The 15118-nt window shown below is 35.1% G+C and carries 11 protein-coding genes; 3 read left to right on the forward strand and 8 right to left on the reverse strand.

All coding sequences use genetic code 11. The features are described 5' to 3' along the window. Positions 1-10: 10 nt before the first annotated feature. The 6 genes from PXC01_RS16220 to PXC01_RS16245 form a co-directional block, all read right to left on the reverse strand. Complete coding sequence (locus tag PXC01_RS16220) at positions 11-2542, reverse strand: PIG-L family deacetylase (protein ID WP_276473332.1); 2532 nt, start codon at positions 2540-2542, stop codon at positions 11-13. A gap of 83 nt (positions 2543-2625) precedes the next feature. Continuing rightward, positions 2626-3204 carry a mechanosensitive ion channel domain-containing protein gene (locus PXC01_RS16225; RefSeq protein ID WP_276473333.1) on the reverse strand — a complete coding sequence of 193 codons (579 nt, stop codon included), beginning with the start codon at positions 3202-3204 and terminating at the stop codon, positions 2626-2628. Between the two features lie 3 nt (positions 3205-3207). Continuing rightward, complete coding sequence (locus tag PXC01_RS16230) at positions 3208-4155, reverse strand: septum formation inhibitor Maf (protein WP_276473334.1); 948 nt, start codon at positions 4153-4155, stop codon at positions 3208-3210. Between the two features lie 13 nt (positions 4156-4168). Beyond that, positions 4169-4765: a Maf family nucleotide pyrophosphatase gene (locus tag PXC01_RS16235; protein ID WP_276473335.1), complete on the reverse strand. Its 597-nt coding sequence runs from the start codon at positions 4763-4765 to the stop codon at positions 4169-4171. Positions 4766-4768: 3 nt separating this feature from the next. Next, positions 4769-5296 (reverse strand): KdsC family phosphatase, encoded by a 528-nt coding sequence (locus tag PXC01_RS16240; protein WP_276473336.1) that lies wholly within the window; start codon positions 5294-5296, stop codon positions 4769-4771. Beyond that, on the reverse strand, positions 5280-6044 hold the full coding sequence (locus tag PXC01_RS16245; RefSeq protein WP_276473337.1) for a Rossmann-like and DUF2520 domain-containing protein: 765 nt from the start codon (positions 6042-6044) through the stop codon (positions 5280-5282). The genes PXC01_RS16240 and PXC01_RS16245 overlap by 17 nt, the downstream gene beginning before the upstream one ends. Before the next feature lie 139 nt (positions 6045-6183). Here PXC01_RS16245 and PXC01_RS16250 point away from each other — a divergent pair, with 139 nt between their 5' ends. Next, positions 6184-9363 (forward strand): cytochrome c biogenesis protein, encoded by a 3180-nt coding sequence (locus PXC01_RS16250; protein WP_276473425.1) that lies wholly within the window; start codon positions 6184-6186, stop codon positions 9361-9363. 170 nt (positions 9364-9533) lie between these two features. Here PXC01_RS16250 and PXC01_RS16255 read toward each other — a convergent pair whose 3' ends face one another. After that, on the reverse strand, positions 9534-10802 hold the full coding sequence (locus tag PXC01_RS16255) for a M14 family metallopeptidase (protein ID WP_276473338.1): 1269 nt from the start codon (positions 10800-10802) through the stop codon (positions 9534-9536). Positions 10803-11075: 273 nt separating this feature from the next. Between PXC01_RS16255 and PXC01_RS16260 the strand changes: the two genes are divergently transcribed. Beyond that, on the forward strand, positions 11076-12227 hold the full coding sequence (locus PXC01_RS16260) for a trans-sulfuration enzyme family protein (RefSeq protein WP_276473339.1): 1152 nt from the start codon (positions 11076-11078) through the stop codon (positions 12225-12227). 25 nt (positions 12228-12252) lie between these two features. Then, positions 12253-12969, forward strand: coding sequence for a bacillithiol biosynthesis deacetylase BshB1 (bshB1, locus tag PXC01_RS16265; protein ID WP_276473340.1), 717 nt, complete (start codon positions 12253-12255; stop codon positions 12967-12969). Here the strand turns inward: bshB1 and PXC01_RS16270 are convergent. Next, positions 12966-15056, reverse strand: a complete 2091-nt coding sequence (locus tag PXC01_RS16270) for a tetratricopeptide repeat-containing sensor histidine kinase (RefSeq protein ID WP_276473341.1) — start codon at positions 15054-15056, stop codon at positions 12966-12968. The two genes, bshB1 and PXC01_RS16270, sit on opposite strands and share 4 nt — an antisense overlap. Positions 15057-15118 lie beyond the last annotated feature (62 nt).

Raw genomic sequence — 15118 nt, forward strand, 5'->3', positions numbered from 1 at the left:
CGATTTTTACTCATCCTTTAATTTTGGCTTTCGTTTCAACTTTATCTTTTCCAACGGATAACATATTGGAGAATAGCTTATATGCTCCTGGAACACCTGCTGGCAATTCCCTAAAAAAGCTGAGTCCGGTATAAATATAGTTTCCCTTTCCATACGGGGCAATTAAAAGACTACCTTTTGTGGATTCTTCTCCTTCATCGTGCATTTCTAAAATAGGGGTGAATTCTTCGCTCCATTTATTGGGGAAATACAAACCGCGTTCTTGAACCCAGCCGTTAAAATCACTCTCCTTAATTTCATTTGGAAATTGTACAAGTGAATTATCTCTTGAAATAATTTTTACATCAGAGTTTTCATCGGTAACACGGTCCCTGGATATTTCTAACTCATATGGCGCTATATTTTCAAATTGAGCGCCCCATCTACTTGCCGTGTTATATTGTACGACTACGTTACCACCGTTTTTTATATAATCTAGGATAAATTTTTGCTTAAATTTAAGTTCCTCAACTACGTTATAGGCGCGTATACCTAAAACGATTGCATCGTACTTTTGTAAAGATTCTTTAGTAATTGTTGCAGGGTCTATTAATTGAACGTTATAACCTATTTGCTCTAAACTGGTAGGTACGGCATCCCCTGCACCCATAATGTAGCCAATATTTTCTCCTGCTTTTTCTATATTTAATCGTACTACCTTAGCTTCTGCAGGTAACAATACGGTTTGTGTTGGCACGTGATCGTACGCTATCGTTATAAGTTCTTTGCTTATCTCTTTCCCGTTCAATTTAATGATAGGGGAGATGTAACTTTCATTTTCTGTAGCAGGCGGACTTAGAATAAAGCTAACCGTTTGTTCGTCACCTTTTTTAGCAATAGAGAACGTTTGCGATTTTTGGTCTACTTGCCAACCTGTACCATATTTTAATTCTACGGTTCCTGAAACATTGTCCTTGTGAGCTTTAATGGTAACTGGTATTCTCTTTTGAGATGCATTTGCAAAAATCAAGACTTTGTCTGCAAAACTTGCCGTTGCTTCTGGGATGACTTCAAACGGCTGATAAATCTCACCTTTATCGGGTTTTGCATACTTATATACAACAGGTTTTGAAACAGGAAATGCTACTCCGTTTATATTCAAATTAAATATTGCGTTGAACGCCCTGGGGGTTTCTGGTTTCCCTATTAAATTAGTATTCTCTACGGTATAGGTGCCCAATGTTCCTTTTTCCATTAACCAATAAGGACTTGTAAAATTTGTGGAGTCCGGGACGAAAAAATCAATTTCTTTAGAGAACATTTCATTATTGTTCAAAGCTATACTTTCAATGTTGGTGCTCTGCTTGTTTATTAGAACGGATTTTAGCTCAACGTTAATGTTACTTCTATTAAGTGCCTGTATTTCTATGGTAACTTCCTCTCCAGGATTGGTGTAGCCCGTTTTGGTGTAAGCCTCTAAGTGAAATCCTGATATCGCTGAAATAATATCTGTTAATTCGGCAATTTTCAATTCCTTCCAATGATCGTTTGAAACATTCTGCAGTAATTGATAGGCTTTAAGTAAATTGGGCAAGTGTACCGTTGGGTCCTTAAAATTGAAGTTATCTTCTATAGCATATAGGATATCCCCAATTTCTTTACCGCCTTCAATTCTAGACCATGTTGTATCAATACCATCAAAAAGATTGGTTTTGTCTTTTGGCAAATCGCCCTTTAATAATTCTATATATTCATCTTCAGAGCCTCTTGAGCTTAACCTTCCAAATCCTTGGCACAAATGTTGGCTGCTGGCCAATGAGGAAATTTCATTGTTAGACTTACCTAGAATAGGATAGTAGGTGCCTACATCCATATGAAGCAGATTCGTTTTGTCCGCCGCTTTAAATTTTTCTTGGCTACCATAAAACCACCAAGAAGTATTAAAGAATAATCTTTTTGGTTGCCAGGTACTTGTTGAAGATAATTGCTGGGCATATGCATTTGGATCATTGGCAAGATCAAAGGCTTCATAACTTAGCATGGCAGACGAAGTATGATGCCCATGTGTGGTACCAGGGGTTCTGTGGTCAAATCTATTAATGATGACATCTGGTTTAAACTTGCGTATGGTCCTTACGACATCACCAAGAATGGCTTCCTTGTCCCAAATTTTAAGAGTTTCAATAGGCTGTTTGGAATAGCCGAAGTCATTTGCACGACTAAAAAACTGCTCGCCACCATCAACTCTTCTTGCCGCCAATAATTCTTGGGTTCTTAATACTCCTAAAAGTTCACGTAATTCAGGTCCAATTAAATTTTGGCCCCCATCGCCTCTGGTTAAAGAAAGGTAAGCGGTTCTAGCCTTTACATTATTAGCTAAATATGCAATTAATCGAGTGTTTTCATCATCTGGGTGTGCTGCAATGTAAAGTGCCGTGCCCAAGAAATTTAATTTTTCAATAGAATGGTAAATGTCAGTTGTAGAACTATTTTTATTGCTTTGGGCTTGGAGGGTATTAAGTATAAAAAAACTACAGGTTAAAAAACCTAATATATATCGCATTTCAAGTTGGTTTTTGGTAGTAGTTTCAAATATAACAAGATTACCAGCTATGCAAACTTGTTTTTACAACTTCTTTAACAAAATCATATGATCTGCTCTTCCTCTTCTTCCATATTCAAAAATTCTCCCTGTTGATAGGTAGAAATTAGAATTACACCTTTTTGAAGTACAAGGTTATTGGGGTATGTTAAAATTTCACCATTGCTTCTTCTTAGGTGTAAGTGAAATGCTCTAATGTCCTCTATAACAAATTGATCTAAATCTGTATTGTTAGGGTCAAGTAATTCTTTATCTAAAATACGAATGGTGTTACCTATTTTAAATGGAAATGAAAAGAATAAAATAACACCTGCGGTTATATTGCTTAAAATTGACCATTGCGCAAAAAGTGCCACACCAATTACAGCAAATACAGAAGACAACATAACACCCAGGTCTTGATAATTTACACTCCAGACCAATGTTAATGCTACTATTGCTATAATGGTTAGTGCAATGTTTATGAACTTAATGATCAAATTGGTTCGAACAGGGTTAAAATCACTGATTTTACTGACTTTTTTAACCGCGGTCGTAAACAGGAATTTTAAGACTAAGATAACCAATAGGATAATGAGACTATATATCAGCTCATTGTAATGTTCATTAATAAACTCTTTCATATGCTATAACCCTAAACTATCCCGCAAAGATAAATCCTTATTCGATTTCTGCTGCCAATAGGGTGTTGTAATCCTGTTAATTCTTGTTGCTTTTGAAGTTAATTTCTTTTTGTTATTTCCAAATCCGTCATAAAAAGTATCCGTCCAGCTTTCTATTAAGTACGGAAACTCGTTTTGAAAATTGATTTTTAAAGTACGTTCTAATTTTGGATAAGTGATTTCATAGGTGCTTATGCCGTTAACCGTTGATAATGAGGTAATTGCTTTGTACGCCCTAAATTCTTTATGGGTAAGTCGTATAAATTCTAAAGAGGGTATTATTGAAATTTCCCCAATTGGTAGATCAGAAGGGTTGATCCTGACTTTGTTCCATATCTCGTTTTCAAGTGTCGCTTTATCTAAATGATACTGTTGGTCACCTTCAGATTCAAAATAAGAATGACTCATAATTTCAAAATCATCTTTATTGTTCAACTGTGCGTAAACATGACCACACCATTCTTGAGATGAAAAAGATAATTTAAGAGCATGTTGATTATCATGTACTGGATAAAAACTGCTTGTCATTATAGAGTAGGGGTAAATGCCTGTGATATAGTTTTTAGTAGAATTAAGTTTTAAAACAGGAATATTACTTTTGTTGTTATTATCAGCTTTTACCTGTGCATCTGGCAAAAAAGGTTCGGTAACATATATCATCACAGCTGTACCTTCTCTCATTTCACCATATCTAGCTTGTTCTAGTTTATATGAGGTGATTTCTGCGGTACCATTATACCAATAGTCTTTAAATTCTTGGGAAAGCTGTTTTTTTGGGGTTATTGCCGCAGTGCCCATGTTGGCCATTGCCAAAACGTTACTATTGGCATCGGGTTTATCCTTGCAGCTGGTTACTAATAGAACTAGTGATAAAATGCTGTAAAATGCCGTATTTAATCTTAATAGTTTCATACATCAATGGGTTTTATAATTGTTCTGTCACCAATTGGGCCAATGTTGTATAGACCAGCTGGGTGGGTAAGCCAACAACGTTGGTATAGGAGCCCTTAATTTCTTCTATACCAATAAGCCCGATCCATTCTTGAATGCCGTATGCACCAGCCTTATCGTAAGGTTGATATTCTTTTATATAATGACGAATTTCTTCTTCTGATAAACTTTTGAACTTAACTTCGGTAATTGAATGTTGTATAATCTGTCGTTCAGTTGTGGTGAAACATACAGATGAAATTACTTGATGCCAATCTCCCGATAGCTTTTTGAGCATTTCTTCTGCCTCGGCACTATCTTCTGCTTTTGCCAAAGATTCGTTATTATGCCAAACTACCGTATCTGAAGTAATTAAAATATCTTTTGATTGTATTTCGGGTAAAAATACTTCTGCCTTTAATTTTGCCAGGTAATCTGATATTTCTGCTCCTTTTAATTCAGCTGGATAGATTTCATCCACAGATTTAATCCTAACCTCAAAATCTAGCTCCATTTCTTTAAAGAATTGATGCCTTCTTGGAGAGCCAGATGCTAATATTATATGGTAATCCTTTAATTTCTTCTTTAACATTTGTTAATCGTTTGCGGCACTAAAGTGGCTGGTCCAATCTCCACGAACCTTTAAAACTTGTTCAATAACGTCCCTTACACAGCCATTGCCTCCATTAATGTGAGAGATGTACTGGCTTACACTTTTTACTTCGGCTACTGCGTTTTGTGGACATGTAGCTAAAGCTACCGCTTTCATTGGCGGAATATCTGGTATATCATCGCCCATGTACAATATGTTCTCTGGTTCAATATGATTAATTCCTATATATTCTTCCAAAGCATCCATCTTGTAATGTGCACCCATGTATATATCCGTAACGCCAAGGGCTTTTAACCGAATACGAACACCTTCATTAGTTCCTCCTGTTATAATGCATACATTATATCCTTTTTTTAGGGCAACTTTTAAGGCATAACCGTCCTTAACGTTCATTTTGCGTAACAATTCTCCTTCGCTGGTAACTAAAAGACTTCCGTCAGTAAAAACCCCATCAACATCAAAAATAAATGTGGTGATGTCTTTTAAATACTCTTTATAACTCTTTTCCATGTTTTTCTTTTATTGCGTTGCTTAAGAGGGTATACAATTCCCTTTGGTGTTTGTCTTTTATAATTTGTAAATGATGGTGTAATGTTTTTTGGTCTCCGCGTTTAGCAGGTCCCGTTTGTGCTTGTAAAGGCGTTAGCGTTTGTAATTTTGCAGCTGTTTCATTTATTAATGGCTTTAATAAGGAGAAATCAATATTATGTTCTGCACAAATGTCAGACCCAATGGTATACATATAATTGGTGAAATTATTAACGAATACCGCCGCTACATGTAATGTTTTTCGTTGTTCAGAATCTATTTCAACGACATTGTTACTAAGGAAATTACCTAGTTTTGTTAATGTCTCTAGATCTTTTTTATCGGTTGCTTCTATGCATATAGGAATATCATCAAATGAAATAATTTTACCTTTTGTAAAGGTTTGTAAAGGGTAAAATATACCTATTTTTTTTACAGAATTTAAAGCTTTAAGTGGGGTTGCACCAGAGGTATGTACCAAGAGTGTGTCTATATTCTTAAAGTATTCCGCAACACTACCAATAGCATCATCAGATATGGCAAGTATATATACATCTGCGTTAATTTCATGTGTAAATTCTGTACTTATGAGCGCTTTGTTCCGTACAAATGCTAAATGTTCTCTATTTCTGCCAATTACCTGTTTTACGGTTACATTTGCAGACTTTTGGAATGCATAAAATAGATTCTGGGCTACATTGCCGGTACCAACTATCACTACTGATATCATGTTAACAAAAGTACGAAGTTTATAGAAGTCTTGTTGTGTTAAAATTAACAGTTTCAATGAAGTTTAAAAGGTGTAAAAGGTATTCGTAAATGATGAAAAGGCCTTATTTTTGCATCTTGAAAATCAACTCCTTTCTTCCATGACGGAAATGTTCAAAAAAATATTCTTTTCTACACGTTTAATGTCCATCTTATTTATCGTATTCGCCACTGCAATGGCGTTCGGTACTTTTATAGAAAGCTGGTACAGCACGGAGACAGCAAGAATCTGGATCTATAATGCGTGGTGGTTTGAAGTAATCATGGTATTTTTTGTAATTAATTTTTTAGGGAATATTTGTAGGTATCGTTTATTAAGGTTGGAAAAATGGCCGGTATTGGTCCTACATTTATCTTGGGTATTGATCATTGTAGGAGCATTCGTTACGCGTTACATCAGTTTTGAAGGGATGATGCCCATTCGTGAAGGTAAGACTGAGAACGTATTTTATTCCGATAAAACATATTTAACCGTTTATGTAGATGGCGAAATAGATGGTGAAGCTAGAAGAAAGATTTTAGAAGATGATTTGATCGTTACTCCCGAAGCTATAAAATCTAACCTTCCTTGGAAAACCGATTTCAATGGTGAAAACTTTGAAATATCTTATGTTGAATTTATTAAGGGTGCAAAACAGGGACTTTTGCCAGATCCCAATGGGACAAAATTTTTAAAAATCGTTGAAGCTGGTGATGGCGAGCGTCATGATCATTATCTGGAAGATGGTAAGGTAGCTAGCATACACAACGTGCTTTTTGCATTGAACAATAAAACAGACGGAGCCATTAATATAATGACTACAGATTCCGTTTACCAAATCTATGCACCTTTTGATGGTAACTTTATGCGTATGGCGGATCAATTTCAGGGACTTTTGGTGAAAGATAGTTTGCAACCTTTACAACTTCGTTCTCTTTATAATACTGCCGGTATGCAGTTTGTAATTCCAGATTCTGTAACACAAGGCTCTTATGGTATTGTAGAAATACCGGATGCGGAGAAAACGAAAATAGATCAAGATGCCATTGTTTTTGATGTTACCGCAAATGGCGAAACAAAGCAGATAAAGTTATTAGGTAACAAAGGACCTTCTGATTTTAGTGAAAAAGTAAACGTTGGCGGCCTCAATTTTTCTATTCGTTATGGCTCAAAAGTTCATGAATTGCCTTTTGGAATTAAATTGAACGATTTTATTGCCGAAAAATATCCTGGAACGGAGAAAGGGTATTCATCATACATGAGTAAGGTAACTGTTGAAGATGAGCGTCCTTTTGATTATGACATTTTTATGAACCATGTTTTGGACCATCAGGGATATCGCTTTTTTCAATCGAGCTTTGATCCAGATGAAAAAGGGACAACGTTGTCCGTAAATCATGATTTTTGGGGAACCTGGATCACCTATATTGGTTATTTTCTTCTATACATAGGTTTAATGGGCATAATGTTCTTTGGAAAAACACGCTTTAAAGATTTGGCGGATTCTTTGGATAAACTAAAAGTAAAGAAGAAAAAAATGTTTGGGGTTATAGCTGTTTTAATGGCATTCTCATTTTCGTCTTTTGCCCAAGAACAGCATACGCCAGAAGAGGGACATCAAAAGGTGCCTAGCAAAATGCAGATCGATTCTTTGCTTGAAGCCAGTATGGTTAGTAAAGCCCATGCCGATAAGTTTGGTAAGCTGGTTATACAGGATGAAGGTGGGCGTATGAAGCCTATCAATACATTTTCATCTGAACTTCTTCGTAAACTAAGCCTAAAAGATTCTTATTTAGGATATACCTCTGATCAAATATTATTATCAATGATGATGAATCCGGCGGTTTGGTACAATACCGAATTTATTGCCTTGGATAAGAAATCACAAAATGATAGTATTAGAAAAATTATAGGTATACCTTCTGGTCAGCAATACGTTAAGGCAACTGATTTCTTTGATAAAAAAGGACAGTACAAATTAGAACCTTTTTTAAGAGAAGCTACAGCTACCAATAATCCGAATAAATTTCAACAAGATTTTAAAGATGCCAATATTCGTTTGAGTTTACTGAATCAGGCTTTAGGACAGGACATTGTTAAGATATTTCCGCTGTTGGATGATGAAAATAACAAATGGATATCAGCAGTAGAATATAGAGGAGGTCAGTACGAAATAAGAGATTCGCTATATTCTAATTTTGTAAAAAATGCGATGCCTTATTATTTAATGACACTAGGGAAGGCGCAACAAAGCGGAGACTATACCGCTGCAGATAAGTTGTTGGCTGCTTTTCATCAAAATCAAATTAATCATGGTAGTGAAGTTTTACCATCGCAACAGAAAGTAGATCTTGAGGTGATCTATAATAAATTGAACATTTTCAATAGGTTGTATCGTTTTTATGCGCTTGTTGGTTTGTTGATGTTCTTCACGTTAATATTTCAAATATTTAAAGATCGTTCTGTATGGCGGGTGGCAATATATTTCTTTAAAGGAACAATAATGCTGCTATTTTTATGGCATACTGCAGGTCTGGTCATGCGTTGGTATATTTCTGGTCATGCACCTTGGAGTAACGCCTATGAAAGTATTCTATATGTAGCTTGGGCAACTATGGGTATTGGTTGGGCCTTAGGGCGTAAAAGTGATATGACATTTGCGGCGTCTGCATTTGTTACTTCTATGCTATTGTGGATAGCGCATCAAAGCTGGATAGATCCATCTATTGCCAACCTACAGCCGGTTCTGGACAGTTATTGGTTAATGATACACGTTGCCGTTATTGTAGGTAGTTATGGACCATTGACCGTAGGCATGATTCTAGGTTTGGTTTCATTGATTTTGATGATACTGACGACCAATAAAAATAAAGCTAGAATGACAATCAATATTAAGGAATTGACCATAATTAACGAATTGGCATTGACTACAGGGCTGGTTATGCTAACCATTGGTAACTTTCTAGGTGGTCAATGGGCCAATGAAAGTTGGGGGCGTTATTGGGGTTGGGATCCAAAAGAAACTTGGGCCTTAATTTCAATTATGATATATGCTTTTGTAATACATACCAGATTGGTGCCAGGTCTAAGGGGTAAATGGACTTTTAATTTTATGAGTGTGGTTGCCTTTGGTAGTATTATGATGACTTATTTTGGAGTTAACTTTTATTTAGTGGGACTTCATAGTTACGCTAGTGGTGCACAGGTTATTACGCCAACATTCATATATTATTTAGTTGCAGGAGTTTTAGTGCTGGGCGGAATAAGCTTTTGGAGATATAAAGTTCATTATAGTAAATAGAAATATTAAATATAAAAAAAGCCTCATGAAAATCTCCATGAGGCTTTTTTGTTTTTAGTTTCGCTCTTATTTTATTGGCATCGCCAAAGGGTATAATAGCCAGAGGCTTGTATCGAATTTAAAAGTTTGTCTTTTTTGAATGCCTCATGGGCTTGTCTTGAGGTGTTGTACTAATTACTATCCAACAAATCCATTAATTCTTCTGCTGCTACCTTTCCTTTTTCTTTTAAAAAATCTCTAGGGGTATTATCGCCTAATTCAAAAACTATGGCCGGCATATTATGGTTAGCAAAAAAGTAATTTCTAGATACCATCGTCGGTTTTATTTCTGTTGATGGCTTTACATTGGTATGCTTTTGCGGTAATCTTTTAGTAATATTGTTGATCCAGTCAAATACAATTTTACCTTTGTCTCCTGTTATTGTTGTGTCTATAGGGTAGTAGATATCATCCCAAGTGGAATGAAAATCTGCACCGAACACAAATTCGTATCCCTCAGATTCTTTTTTTACAAGAAAGTCCCTAACACTTTTTGTTTCAGGTTGATTAAAATCTTGCCAATCTCTGTTCAAATCAATTCCGCCCATGTTGTGTCTCCAATGCCCATTATCTACCCCATCAGGATTCATTAAGGGAACAACAAATAATTCATAGTTTTCTCTAAACTTTTGGGCTTTGGGTGAATCTCCGCTCAGCGTTTCAATAAATGATTTCATGGCCAGAAATCCGGTAACCTCTGGCGGGTGTTGTCTAGAAATGACCATAACGGCTTTTTTATGCACTCCAGTACCTACTTGCATTAAATTCATTGCTCGTTGTTCTTTGCTTTTGCCAATTTCGTAGGTTGAAATAAAATCTTTGGTAACTAAGGAATCGATCCATTTTTTTACCCTTGTAGAACCATATAGTTCTTGGGCAGTGATGAATATAGGTGCTGTGCCGATATTTAATTTAATTTCTATCATCTCCGGTACAGCTTTAATTCCAAAATTACCCGTTCCTTTGTTTATTCCTGTAAAATTTGCGCTGTCCAAGGGAATAAAATTTATACCGTCAGTACTGAGTTTAGGGTAGTATCTACTTCTGGAATCTTGATAAGTCATTTTTAGGGTAATTGTCTTTGTGGTATTGGACCATACCTTAAAAGCGTACCAAGGACTTACATTAACAGGTGTATTTTCAGCGGTAATTAAAGCGGTATAGTGATTGTTGCCGTCATAAGTAATACCGTTTAATCTACCACTTTCAAAATCATTACTAAAGAATACAGTTTCATTTTCAAAACTCCAAATACCCTTCCATTGTTTTTGCACAGGTTTGGATAAGGTAGATACAATGGCACTTTTACCTTGACCTTGATAGCCTTGAACCGTGGGTTTTTGGTTTTTGCACGCGACTATGGTTATAGCTAGTAAGGCTATATAAAACATCTTTTTCATGATTCAATGATTTTTTGGTTCAATGCTGTGTAGTTTGTCTTATAAAACTATTAACTAATAATGAAAGAATGCTACCTTCAAGAACAAATTTCATGAAGTATTCCATATTTCTTAATTCATGAAAACATTTTTTAAAATATTCGCGAGAATGAATTCTTTTTACAATCGTACTTAATATAATATTCATAAGCTATTTTAGAAGGCATCCATAAAATTCTATCGTGGCTGTTTACATTCTAATTCCTTACCTTTATTTTCTTTAATTATTAGCAAATGAATTCGAATAAAAAAGGCTTAAACACCATTTGTACCCACGTAGGTGAATTGGAAGATAAACAACATAAAGGAGCTGTATCTCCATTATATATGAGTACGTCTTACGCTTATGAAGATGTTGATGTAAAACGTTACCCAAGATATTTTAATACGCCTAACCAGGAGGGACTTTGTAAAAAAGTGGCAGCTTTAGAGCATGCAGAATCTGCTCTTATTTTTGGTAGTGGTATGGCTGCTGTAAGTACGGCATTGTTGGCATTTTTGAATGCAGGGGACCATGTGGTCTTGCAACAGACTTTATATGGTGGAACATATAATTTGGTGAACGAAGAGTTTTCAAAATATGGTATACAATATTCCTTTACGGAAGGTTGGCATGCAGATGCTTTTGAAGCTCAAATTAAAGAGAATACAAAGGTAATTTATATAGAAACGCCCTCTAACCCGTTATTAACAATTACAGATTTAGAAGCTGTTGCTGCTTTAGCTAAAAAGCATGGTATTATTACTTTAATAGATAATACATTCGCAAGTCCGGTAAATCAAAACCCTATAGATTTTGGTATTGATGTGGTCATACATAGCGCTACAAAATATATGGGTGGTCATTCGGATATTTGTGCAGGTGCAGTTGCATCTACCGCTGAAAATATAGAGCGTATTTTTCACTTGGCTAAAAATTTTGGCGGTAGTCTTAGTGACTATACGGTTTGGTTATTAGAGAGAAGTATGAAAACCATGGGTATTCGTGTTAGGGCGCAAAATGAGAATGCCTTGGAAATGGCCTACTTTCTTGATGAGTTAATAGATATTGAGAAAGTTTATTATCCAGGTTTACCTTCACATCCTGAATATGATTTGGCTAAAAAACAAATGAAAGGATTTGGAGGAATGTTGTCTTTTGAATTGAAAGAAAATTTAGATTCTTCAAAGTTTCAAAAAGCCTTGAATTTGATAAAACCATCTATGAGCCTTGCAGGTGTTGAGAGTACTGTTATATCGCCTACCCAGACATCGCACGCGTTAATGAGCGCAGAGGTAAGGGCCGAACAAGGTATTGCTGACGGATTAATTCGTTTTTCTGTAGGAATTGAAGAAGCAGAAGATTTAAAAGAGGATATTTTACAGGCTATTGCCCTAATAAAATAAGGTAAATATATAGAATTAGAATAGTATGAAGTTGGATATTTTAGTATTTGGAGCGCACCCAGATGATGCCGAACTTGGGGCAGGAGGTACCATTGCAAAAGAAATTGCTCTAGGTAAAAAAGTAGGTATCGTAGATTTGACCCGTGGTGAATTAGGTACAAGGGGTTCTGCAGAAATACGTGATAAAGAATCTGCCGCTGCCGCAAAGATTTTAGGAGTTGCGCTTCGAGAAAATTTAAGATTTAGGGATGGTTTTTTCATTAATGATGAAGCACATCAACTAGAAATCATAAAATTGATACGTAAATACCAGCCTAATATCGTTTTATGCAATGCTATTGACGATCGCCATATAGACCACGGTAAAGGAAGTAAGTTGGTTAGCGATGCCTGCTTTTTAAGCGGATTAAGAAGAATTGAAACTAAAATAGGAGAGGAGAAGCAGCAAGAATGGAGACCTAAATTAGTTTATCATTATATTCAATGGAAGAATATTAGTCCAGATTTTGTGGTAGATATCAGTACGTATATAGATATAAAAACAGATGCAATTTTAGCCTATAGTTCTCAGTTTCATGATCCAAATAGCAATGAACCCGAAACGCCTATTAGCAGTAAGACATTTATAGAAAGTGTGCATTACAGGGCCAAAGATTTAGGCAGGTTGGTTGGTGTTGATTATGCTGAAGGATTTACCGTAGAAAGAATGGTTGCGGTAGATTCACTAGACCACCTTATTTAAGCAGATTCTTTATACTGTTTTTGAATTCGTGGAATGGTAAAGTAAAAACTAGAACCTTTGCCTATGGCACTATGTACCCATATTTTTCCATTATTTTTTTCGACCATTTCTTTGCATAATGAAAGCCCTAGACCGGTTCCTTTTTCATTATTGGTGCCGTAAGTGGTATGGTTAGAATCTTTTTCAAATAATTTACTAATGATATCTTCGCTCATGCCCATACCATTATCTTTAACATATATCTCGCAAGTTTTAATTTTTTGAATGGCACCAATAACTATTTGACCATTATTTGGAGTAAATTTTAGAGCATTACTTAAAAGATTTCTAATGATAATGTCTATTTGATTTGGGTCTGACCAAATTTGGCAATTAGGCTCGATTCTATTTACAAGGGAAATAGACTTAGATTCTGCTATTTCAGATAACAATGCAATATTTTCTTCAACGATACTATCCAAATTAGTAACAGAATGTTTGGTTATTGATCCGTTCATTTGTGTTTGTCCCCATGACAGTAAATTATTGAGAGTAAATGATATAGTGTCTATATCTACTTTCAGTTTAGGTACAAAATTCAGAAATTCTTCTTTGGTCATTTCACCTTCCTTAAATAATTTTAGAAGTCCTTGAAATGCACCTATAGGTCCTCTTAAATCATGTCCTATTATAGAAAATAATTTGTTTTTGGTTTGATTTAGCTCGTTCAGGTAAGCTTGTTTTTCTTCTAGGGCCGTTTTTTTATGTCTTAACTGTTGATTCAGTTTTTTCTGCGCTTGTTCGTTTCTGTGAATTAGGAAAGTAATGATTGCAAAGATGAACAAGATTACGATAAATACATAAATGTAAATTTTTTGTTTGGCCAATGCTTTTTCATTATCAAGAATCAATTGTTTTTTTTGTTGATCGTAGGCAACTCGGGTTTTAAGCATGCTCAGTGCTTTTTCGTTGCTGATCGCAGAAAGAGATTCATAAGTTGCTTGGTAAATTTCATGATACCAAAGAGACTTTTCAAAGTCTTTTTTGTTCTTGAATATCTTTGATAGTTTTTGTGCACTATTTTTAATACCTAATCTTAAGCCAATTTTTTTTGAAAGGTTAAAGGCATTCAATGCATGTATTTCTGCAATACTATCTTTTTCAAGATTTAGATATGCTTCGGTCATACCATTTAACAAGTCTATTTTAGCTCTGTCGTCCTCAATTTCCTCATGTAATAGTTCACTTTGTTTATACCAGTAAAGTGCCCATGTATTCTTATTTTTTTTAAGGTAGATTTTACCTTTAATTTCATAACAATAGGCTAGCCATTCCAATATTTTTTCCTTTTCAAAAGTGGCAATACTTATATTGATATTGTACATGGCATAATCTAGCTCATTCATATCAGCATATGTAGAAGCTATGTTACTAAGTGTTTCCGCTAGAAAAATCGGATTACCTATTTCTTCATGAATACTTTTAGATTTCTGTAGAAAAACCATTGCTTGCTCATAATCTTTTTGTTCCAGATATAAATGTGCAATATTGTCGTTGACAATAGAGATTATATTTTTGTAATCATATTTCTCAGCAATTTCAATAGTAGCCAAATACCATTTCAGGGCTTTTGAGTATTCACCTTTATACCCATATTCCTTGGCTAAATCGTTTAAAATTCCCGCCTTTAGCAAATGATCATCATACTTGTCTGCAAGTTTGTAGGCTTTGGAGAAATATTCAATGGCCTGGTCTATTCTTCCTTTATCAGAATAAAATCCGCCTAAAGCATGATAAGAATTTATTTCGCCGTTTATGTAAGATGCATTTTTGCTAAGTTCAAGACTTTTTTCACTAAGAATTTTTAAACTGTCTAAATAGTGAAAACGATACCTATTGGCCAACTCAAGTAGACTATTGATGTAAACCGTGTCTTTAGAATTAAAATTAGCAGAAAGTTTTATTTGCTCTATTTCATTTATGAGTGTGTCACGATTAGAATCTTGGGCTTTAATAGAATAAAGTATGCCATTAAAAAAAATGCATAAGACTATACAACCTCTAAAAAGGCCCATTAGTTTATGCAGTTTTATTAATCCTAAGTTCATAGATATCACTGTAATGTGAATCTAAAATTAGTTTAGAGTGGTAGGAATTAGGAATAAATGTT

Origin of the sequence: Maribacter huludaoensis, assembly GCF_029350945.1 — a bacterium.
Lineage (GTDB): Bacteria > Bacteroidota > Bacteroidia > Flavobacteriales > Flavobacteriaceae > Maribacter > Maribacter huludaoensis.

Coding starts and splice junctions, on each gene's coding strand:
- PXC01_RS16225 (WP_276473333.1), bottom strand. CDS start 3,204: ATGAAAGAGTTTATTAATGAACATTACAATGAGCTGATATATAGTCTC.
- PXC01_RS16260 (WP_276473339.1), top strand. CDS start 11,076: ATGAATTCGAATAAAAAAGGCTTAAACACCATTTGTACCCACGTAGGT.
- bshB1 (WP_276473340.1), top strand. CDS start 12,253: ATGAAGTTGGATATTTTAGTATTTGGAGCGCACCCAGATGATGCCGAA.
- PXC01_RS16240 (WP_276473336.1), bottom strand. CDS start 5,296: ATGGAAAAGAGTTATAAAGAGTATTTAAAAGACATCACCACATTTATT.
- PXC01_RS16230 (WP_276473334.1), bottom strand. CDS start 4,155: ATGAAACTATTAAGATTAAATACGGCATTTTACAGCATTTTATCACTA.
- PXC01_RS16235 (WP_276473335.1), bottom strand. CDS start 4,765: ATGTTAAAGAAGAAATTAAAGGATTACCATATAATATTAGCATCTGGC.
- PXC01_RS16250 (WP_276473425.1), top strand. CDS start 6,184: ATGACGGAAATGTTCAAAAAAATATTCTTTTCTACACGTTTAATGTCC.
- PXC01_RS16220 (WP_276473332.1), bottom strand. CDS start 2,542: ATGCGATATATATTAGGTTTTTTAACCTGTAGTTTTTTTATACTTAAT.
- PXC01_RS16245 (WP_276473337.1), bottom strand. CDS start 6,044: ATGATATCAGTAGTGATAGTTGGTACCGGCAATGTAGCCCAGAATCTA.
- PXC01_RS16255 (WP_276473338.1), bottom strand. CDS start 10,802: ATGAAAAAGATGTTTTATATAGCCTTACTAGCTATAACCATAGTCGCG.
- PXC01_RS16270 (WP_276473341.1), bottom strand. CDS start 15,056: ATGAACTTAGGATTAATAAAACTGCATAAACTAATGGGCCTTTTTAGA.